Source organism: Mesorhizobium sp. M7A.F.Ca.CA.004.12.1.1 (genome assembly GCF_003997835.1).
Lineage (GTDB): Bacteria > Pseudomonadota > Alphaproteobacteria > Rhizobiales > Rhizobiaceae > Mesorhizobium.
On record NZ_RZRK01000318.1, the window covers coordinates 1 to 6,571 of the forward strand.

Consider the following 6,571-nt stretch of genomic DNA (forward strand, 5'->3'; position numbering starts at 1 on the left):
GGCCGAAGCCGGACACAATGCGGCGGCTCGGCAACAAGGTCGCGGCGCGCAATCTCGCCATCGAGGTCGGGGTGCCGGTGATCCCCGCCACCGATCCGTTGCCGGATGACATGGAGGCGGTCAAGAAACTGGCCAAGGGAATCGGCTATCCGGTGATGCTGAAGGCGTCATGGGGCGGCGGCGGCCGCGGCATGCGCGCCATCCGCGCCGAAGCCGACCTTGCCCGTGAAGTCACCGAGGGCAAGCGCGAGGCGAAAGCCGCCTTCGGCAAGGACGAGGTCTATCTTGAAAAGCTGATCGAACGCGCCCGCCATGTCGAGGTGCAGGTGCTGGGCGACACCCGTGGCAATGCGGTGCACCTGTTCGAGCGCGACTGTTCGATCCAGCGCCGCAACCAGAAGGTCGTCGAGCGGGCGCCGGCGCCCTATCTCGAAATGTCGCAGCGCGAGGAGCTTTGCGGCCATGCGCTGAAGATCGCCCGCGAGACCAGTTATATCGGCGCCGGCACGGTCGAGTTCCTGCAGGATGCCGACACCGGCAAATTCTATTTCATCGAGGTCAATCCGCGCATCCAGGTCGAGCACACCGTCACCGAGCAGGTGACCGGCATCGATATCGTCAAGGCGCAGATCCACATCCTCGACGGCTTTGCCATCGGCACACCGGAATCAGGCGTGCCGGCGCAGAAGGACATAAGGCTGAACGGCCACGCGCTGCAGTGCCGCATCACCACGGAAGATCCCGAACACAATTTCATCCCCGACTACGGCCGCATCACCGCCTATCGCGGCGCAACAGGCTTCGGCATCCGCCTCGATGGCGGCACCGCCTATTCGGGCGCTGTCATCACCCGCTTCTACGATCCGCTGCTGGAGAAGGTGACGGCGTGGGCGCCGACGCCGGCCGAGACCATCGCCCGCATGAACCGGGCGCTGCGCGAGTTCCGCATCCGCGGCGTCGCCACCAACCTGACCTTCCTCGAAGCGATTATCAACCACCCGAGCTTCGCCGACAATTCCTACACGACCAAGTTCATCGACACGACGCCGGAACTGTTCCAGCAGGTCAAGCGCCAGGACCGCGCCACCAAGCTCATCAACTATCTCGCCGACGTCAGCGTCAACGGCCATCCCGAGACGCGCGGCCGGCCGCAGCCGAAGGCCGATGCGGCCGCACCCGTGGTGCCTTACCTCAACGGCAATGTGCCCGGCGGCAGCAAGCAGAAGCTGGATGTGCTCGGGCCGGAGAAGTTCGCCGCCTGGATGCGCGACCAGAAAGAGGTGCTGGTCACCGACACGACGATGCGCGATGGCCATCAGTCGTTGCTCGCCACCCGCATGCGCACGCATGACATTGCCGGCATCGCCGGTACCTATGCGCGTGCCTTGCCGCAGCTTCTATCGCTGGAATGCTGGGGCGGCGCCACCTTCGACGTCGCCATGCGGTTCCTCACCGAGGATCCGTGGGAGCGGCTGTCGCTGGTGCGCGAGGCGGCGCCCAATCTGCTGTTGCAGATGCTGCTGCGCGGCGCCAATGGCGTCGGCTACACCAACTATCCCGACAATGTCGTGCAGCATTTCGTCAAGCAGGCAGCAAGCGGTGGCATCGACCTGTTCCGGGTCTTCGATTGCCTGAACTGGGTCGACAACATGCGCGTCGCCATGGATGCGGTCGGCGCCGAGGGCAAGCTGATCGAAGCGGCGATCTGCTATACCGGCGACATCCTCGATCCGGCGCGGGCGAAATACGACCTCAAATACTATGTCGGCCTGGCCAGGGAATTGCAGGCGGCCGGCGCCCACATCATTGCCGTCAAGGACATGGCCGGACTGTTGAAGCCGGCGGCGGCACGCGTGCTGTTCAAGGAGCTGCGCGAGGCGACCGACCTGCCGATCCATTTCCACACCCACGACACGTCGGGCCTGTCGGCGGCGACGGTGCTGGCGGCGGTGGAAAGCGGCGTCGACGCCATAGACGCGGCGATGGATGCTTTCTCCGGCAACACCTCGCAGCCATGCCTTGGCTCGCTCGTCGAGGCGCTGAAGGGCACCGAACGCGACCCCGGTCTCGACCCGCAATGGATCAGGAAAATCTCGTTCTACTGGGAAGCGGTGCGCAACCAGTACGCCGCCTTTGAAAGCGACCTCAAGGGGCCGGCCTCGGAAGTCTATCTGCACGAGATGCCGGGCGGGCAGTTCACCAATCTGAAGGAACAGGCGCGCTCGCTCGGACTGGAGACGCGCTGGCACGAGGTGGCGCAGACCTATCACGACGTCAATCTGATGTTCGGCGACATCGTCAAGGTGACGCCGTCCTCCAAGGTCGTCGGCGACATGGCATTGATGATGGTCAGCCAGGACCTGACCGTTGCCGATGTCGAAAACCCGGACAAGGATATCGCCTTTCCGGACTCGGTCGTCTCGATGCTGCGCGGCGATCTTGGCCAGTCGCCAGGCGGGTGGCCGACGGCGCTGCAGAGGAAGGCGCTGAAGGGCGACAAGCCGATCACGGTGCGGCCCGGCTCACTGCTCAAGCCAGCCGACCTCAAGGCCAACCGCAAGGAAATCGAGGAGAAGCTCGAGCGCAAGCTGTCGGAGTTCGAATTCGCCTCGTGGCTGATGTATCCGAAGGTGTTCACGGATTTCGCCGGCGCGCAGGAAACCTATGGGCCGGTCAGCGTCCTGCCGACGCCGACCTATTTCTACGGCATGAAGCCGGAAGACGAGATCTTCGTCGACATCGAGAAGGGCAAGACGCTGGTGGTGCGCTGCCTGGCCATCGGCGATGTCGACGAGAAGGGCATGGTCACCGTGTTCTTCGAGCTCAACGGCCAGCCGCGTCGTGTCAAGGTGCCCGACCGGGCGCATGGCGCGTCCGCCGCCAAGGCCCGCCGCAAGGCCGAACCCGGCAACGAGGCGCATGTCGGCGCACCGATGCCGGGCGTCGTCTCGGCGCTTTCGGTGGCTGCCGGCCAGGCTGTGAAGGCCGGTGACGTGCTGCTTTCCATCGAAGCGATGAAGATGGAGACGGCGCTGCATGCCGAGCGCGACGGCACGGTCGCCGAGGTGCTGGTCAAGGCAGGCGACCAGATCGATGCCAAGGATCTGCTGATCGCTTTCAATTAGAGTTCGCAAAACGGACTGGCTGTCGGCTTCTGGCGGCAGCCCCTTGTGGCTTGGTCGATAACGGCTTGACCCGCCGCCGCCGGTCGGGCATCGAACCGGCTCAAATTTTGCCGCAGTCGTCCGCGAGTCGCGGAGCCGATGCTTTTGGAGAAAAATATGGCCGACGATATCACCGATACCAGCCAGACTGTTGCCGCCGGCCAGCTGCGTGCCTTCATCGAGCGCATAGAGCGGCTCGAGGAAGAGAAGAAGACGATTTCCGACGACATCAAGGAAGTGTTCGCCGAGGCCAAGGGCACCGGCTTCGACACCAAGGCGATGCGCACGATCATCCGGCTGCGCAAGAAGGACCAGGCCGAGCGTCAGGAAGAGGAAACCATCCTCGATCTGTACAAGGCCGCACTCGGTATGGTGTAGAGACTGTCTGGAAATTCTACTCTGGCGGCCATCTGTTGGCGTTTTCTGCGCTTCCGGTGCTCGCGTACTTTAAGTACGCTCCGCTCCGGTTCTCGAAACCACCACCATATGACTCGCCAGAGCGAATTTCGAAACAGTCTCGGGCCGAGCATGATGCCGAAGCGAGCATCGAGCCATGAGCGAATTCGACTTCGGCGCCCGCCGCGCCTCTGAATTCCGCCAGCGCGGCTTCTGGACGCTGTTCGCCGAGCGGCATCCCGAAGAAAGGGCTCTGATGGCGAGGCGCGGACCCTGGTTCTGGCAGCGCGGGCTGCCCGACTTCGCCTTGGTTCTTTCCATGTATGTCGCGCCGGCGCAGAGCCAGGTCGGCGTCTTCTTCGGTCGCAACGAGAAGTTCGGCGCCACGCAGGCGTGGTCGCGGTTGAAGCCATTCCAGCCCGATATCGAGGCCAGGCTGAAGCTCAGGCCGGAACAGAGTTGCGAGGGTCTTGGCATCAATTCGATGTGGCGGGTGAACTGCTATGCCGAGGACAACTGGCCAGCCATGGCCGACTGGCTGGTGACCGAATGCTCGCGTATCGAGCGCGCGGTAACCGAAGTCCTGGGGCAGGGATAGACATCCGGTGTTGCCAGAAGGTATCGGCTCCTTTTTCCGCTCACGCTGGCAAGGCCAGGTGCCGCTCGACCGGCTGTTCTGGCGCGACCTTGTCCTCGTCGGCACCGCGGTCAGCATCGCCGCATCGGTGCTGGCGCTCGTTCTGCTCGGATTGAAGTTGCCGCTCGGGCTTGTGCTGGCAGTGCATTTCGCGTCGGTGCCCTACAGCCTGTTCCTAACCTTGGCGGTGTGGCGGACCACCGAAAAGATACCCGGTGCCAAGGCCTGGATGATGACGCTGGGCGCTACGCTGTGGCTGGTGGCGATGATCGTGGTCTGATCGTCTGCCCAGAGGGGGGCAACGGATACTTAAACGAAAAGGGCGACAGATGCCGCCCTTTCATAATAGTGTCGAACCCGGATGGCTCAGGCCGAAGGCTCGAATTTCAGCGCCACCCCGTTGATGCAATAGCGCAGGCCGGTCGGCGGCGGGCCGTCCTCGAAGACATGGCCGAGATGGCTGCCGCAGCGGGCGCAATGACATTCGGTGCGAACCATGCCGTAGCTGCGGTCGACGGTGTTTTCGACCGAGCCCGGCACCGGGTCGTTGAAGCTCGGCCAGCCGGTGCCGCTCTCGAACTTCAGCTTGGATTCGAACAAGGGCTGGTCGCAGCCGGCGCAGGAAAAGGTGCCGGCGCGCTTCTCGTAGAGCAAGGCGCAGCTTCCCGGCCGTTCGGTGCCGTGACCGCGCATGACGGCATACTGCTCCGGCGTCAGCCGGGCGCGCCATTCGGCGTCGGTGCGAGTTACAGGGTAGGTATGGGTGTCCATGTGATCTCCTCAGCCTTGCCGGCTCGTTGTTGATTGCAACCGGATATTCGCGTCAAGATAGGCATTTGTTACACGACTGCCCAGTGTCTGACGTTCCAAGGTTGAATTCCCCCTTCTTCAGGCGTCTGCGCCGCCCCTCACCTGCCTGCCGGCATCCTCTCCCCGTAAACGGGGCGAGGGGCCCTGTCGTCCGCGATTTCGCCAATTGTCAGCGTTGCAAGAAAGGCGCCGGCGTTGCGGCCAGGCCCTCTCGCCCCGTTTACGGGGAGAGATGTCCGGCAGGACAGTGAGGGGCGGCGCCAACTTTCACGATTGATGGTCTCTGAGGTGATGGTTCCGCACCTCTGACAACTAATGCTTCCTTGAAAGCTGCTTGGTCGCGCCTTCGAGCCCGGCCAGCGTCAGCGGGAACATGCGGCCGCCGAAGATGTCGCGGATCATCGCAATCGAATGGGTGTAGCCCCAGTTCTTGGGGTCTTCGGGGTTCAGCCATACCGCGTTCGGCCATTGCTGCAGCAGGCGGCCGAGCCAGACGCTGCCTGCCTCCGGATTCCAGTGCTCGACCGAACCGCCGGGGTGAGCGATCTCGTAAGGGCTCATCGAGGCGTCGCCGACGACGATCACCTTGTAGTCCGGACCGTATTTATGGATGAGGTCGAAGGTCGGAATCACCTCGGCATGCCTGCGGCGATTGTCCTTCCACACGCCCTCATAGAGGCAGTTGTGGAAATAAAAATATTCGAGCTGGCGGAATTCGGCGCGGGCAGCCGAGAACAGCTCCTCGACGCTCTTGATGTGGTCGTCCATCGAGCCGCCGACATCGAAGAACATCAAAAGCTTCACCGCGTTGCGCCGTTCGGGCCGCGTCTGCACGTCGAGATAGCCATGTTCGGCGGTGGCGTGGATGGTGCCGGGCAGGTCGAATTCCTCCTCGGCGCCTTCGCGCACCCAGCGACGCAAGCGCTTCAGCGCGATCTTGATGTTGCGGGTGCCGAGTTCGACGGCATCGTCGAAATTCCTGAACTCACGTCTGTCCCACACCTTCACCGCGTGGCGGTTGCGGCTTTCATGCTGGCCGATACGCACACCTTCGGGATTGTAGCCATAGGCGCCGAAAGGCGAGGTGCCGCCGGTGCCGATCCATTTCGAGCCGCCCTGGTGGCGGCCTTTTTGCTCCTGCAGCCGCTGCTTCAAGGTTTCCATCAGTTTCTCGAAACCGCCCAGCGCCTCGACCAGTTTTTTCTCTTCATCGCTCAGGTGCTTTTCGGTGAGGCGGCGCAACCATTCCTCAGGGATATTGGCGACATCGACGGCATCCGGCCCGCCCAGTGCTTCGATGCCCTTGAAGACATGGGCAAACACCTGGTCGAAGCGGTCGATGTGGCGCTCGTCCTTCACCAGCGCCGCACGGGCGAGGTAATAAAAGCCTTCGACGTCGTAGTCGACCAGCCCGGCTTCCAGCCCCTCCAGCAGCGACAGATATTCCCTGAGCGAAACGGGAACACGCGCGGCCTTCAGTTCGAGGAAAAAGGGGATGAACATTGTCTATCTACAGCAAATCATACTCGATGAAGCCGGTGCGGCGCGCAACGTGGTCGTAGAG

The 6,571-nt window shown here is 63.0% G+C and carries 6 protein-coding genes; 4 read left to right on the forward strand and 2 right to left on the reverse strand.

What is annotated here, in order from left to right; all coding sequences use genetic code 11:
• The 4 genes from pyc to EN984_RS17810 all read left to right on the forward strand — a co-directional run.
• Positions 1 to 3,125: pyruvate carboxylase (gene pyc, locus EN984_RS17795; RefSeq protein WP_127383857.1), on the forward strand; the 3,125-nt coding region annotated here is incomplete at its 5' end.
• A gap of 156 nt (positions 3,126 to 3,281) precedes the next feature.
• The gene (locus EN984_RS17800) at positions 3,282 to 3,542 is read left to right on the forward strand and encodes a DUF2312 domain-containing protein (protein WP_013529099.1); all 261 of its coding nucleotides are present in this window, start codon (positions 3,282 to 3,284) and stop codon (positions 3,540 to 3,542) included.
• 175 nt (positions 3,543 to 3,717) lie between these two features.
• Positions 3,718 to 4,158 (forward strand): hypothetical protein, encoded by a 441-nt coding sequence (locus EN984_RS17805; RefSeq protein WP_127270381.1) that lies wholly within the window; start codon positions 3,718 to 3,720, stop codon positions 4,156 to 4,158.
• A 7-nt stretch (positions 4,159 to 4,165) separates the two neighbouring features.
• Positions 4,166 to 4,477: a hypothetical protein gene (locus EN984_RS17810; RefSeq protein WP_127270382.1), complete on the forward strand. Its 312-nt coding sequence runs from the start codon at positions 4,166 to 4,168 to the stop codon at positions 4,475 to 4,477.
• An 86-nt stretch (positions 4,478 to 4,563) separates the two neighbouring features.
• On the opposite strand, the gene msrB is transcribed toward EN984_RS17810, so the two are convergent.
• The gene (gene msrB / locus EN984_RS17815; protein ID WP_127270383.1) at positions 4,564 to 4,968 is read right to left on the reverse strand and encodes a peptide-methionine (R)-S-oxide reductase MsrB; all 405 of its coding nucleotides are present in this window, start codon (positions 4,966 to 4,968) and stop codon (positions 4,564 to 4,566) included.
• A gap of 351 nt (positions 4,969 to 5,319) precedes the next feature.
• Positions 5,320 to 6,510 carry a VWA domain-containing protein gene (locus EN984_RS17820; protein WP_127270384.1) on the reverse strand — a complete coding sequence of 397 codons (1,191 nt, stop codon included), beginning with the start codon at positions 6,508 to 6,510 and terminating at the stop codon, positions 5,320 to 5,322.
• Between the last annotated feature and the right edge of the window lie 61 nt (positions 6,511 to 6,571).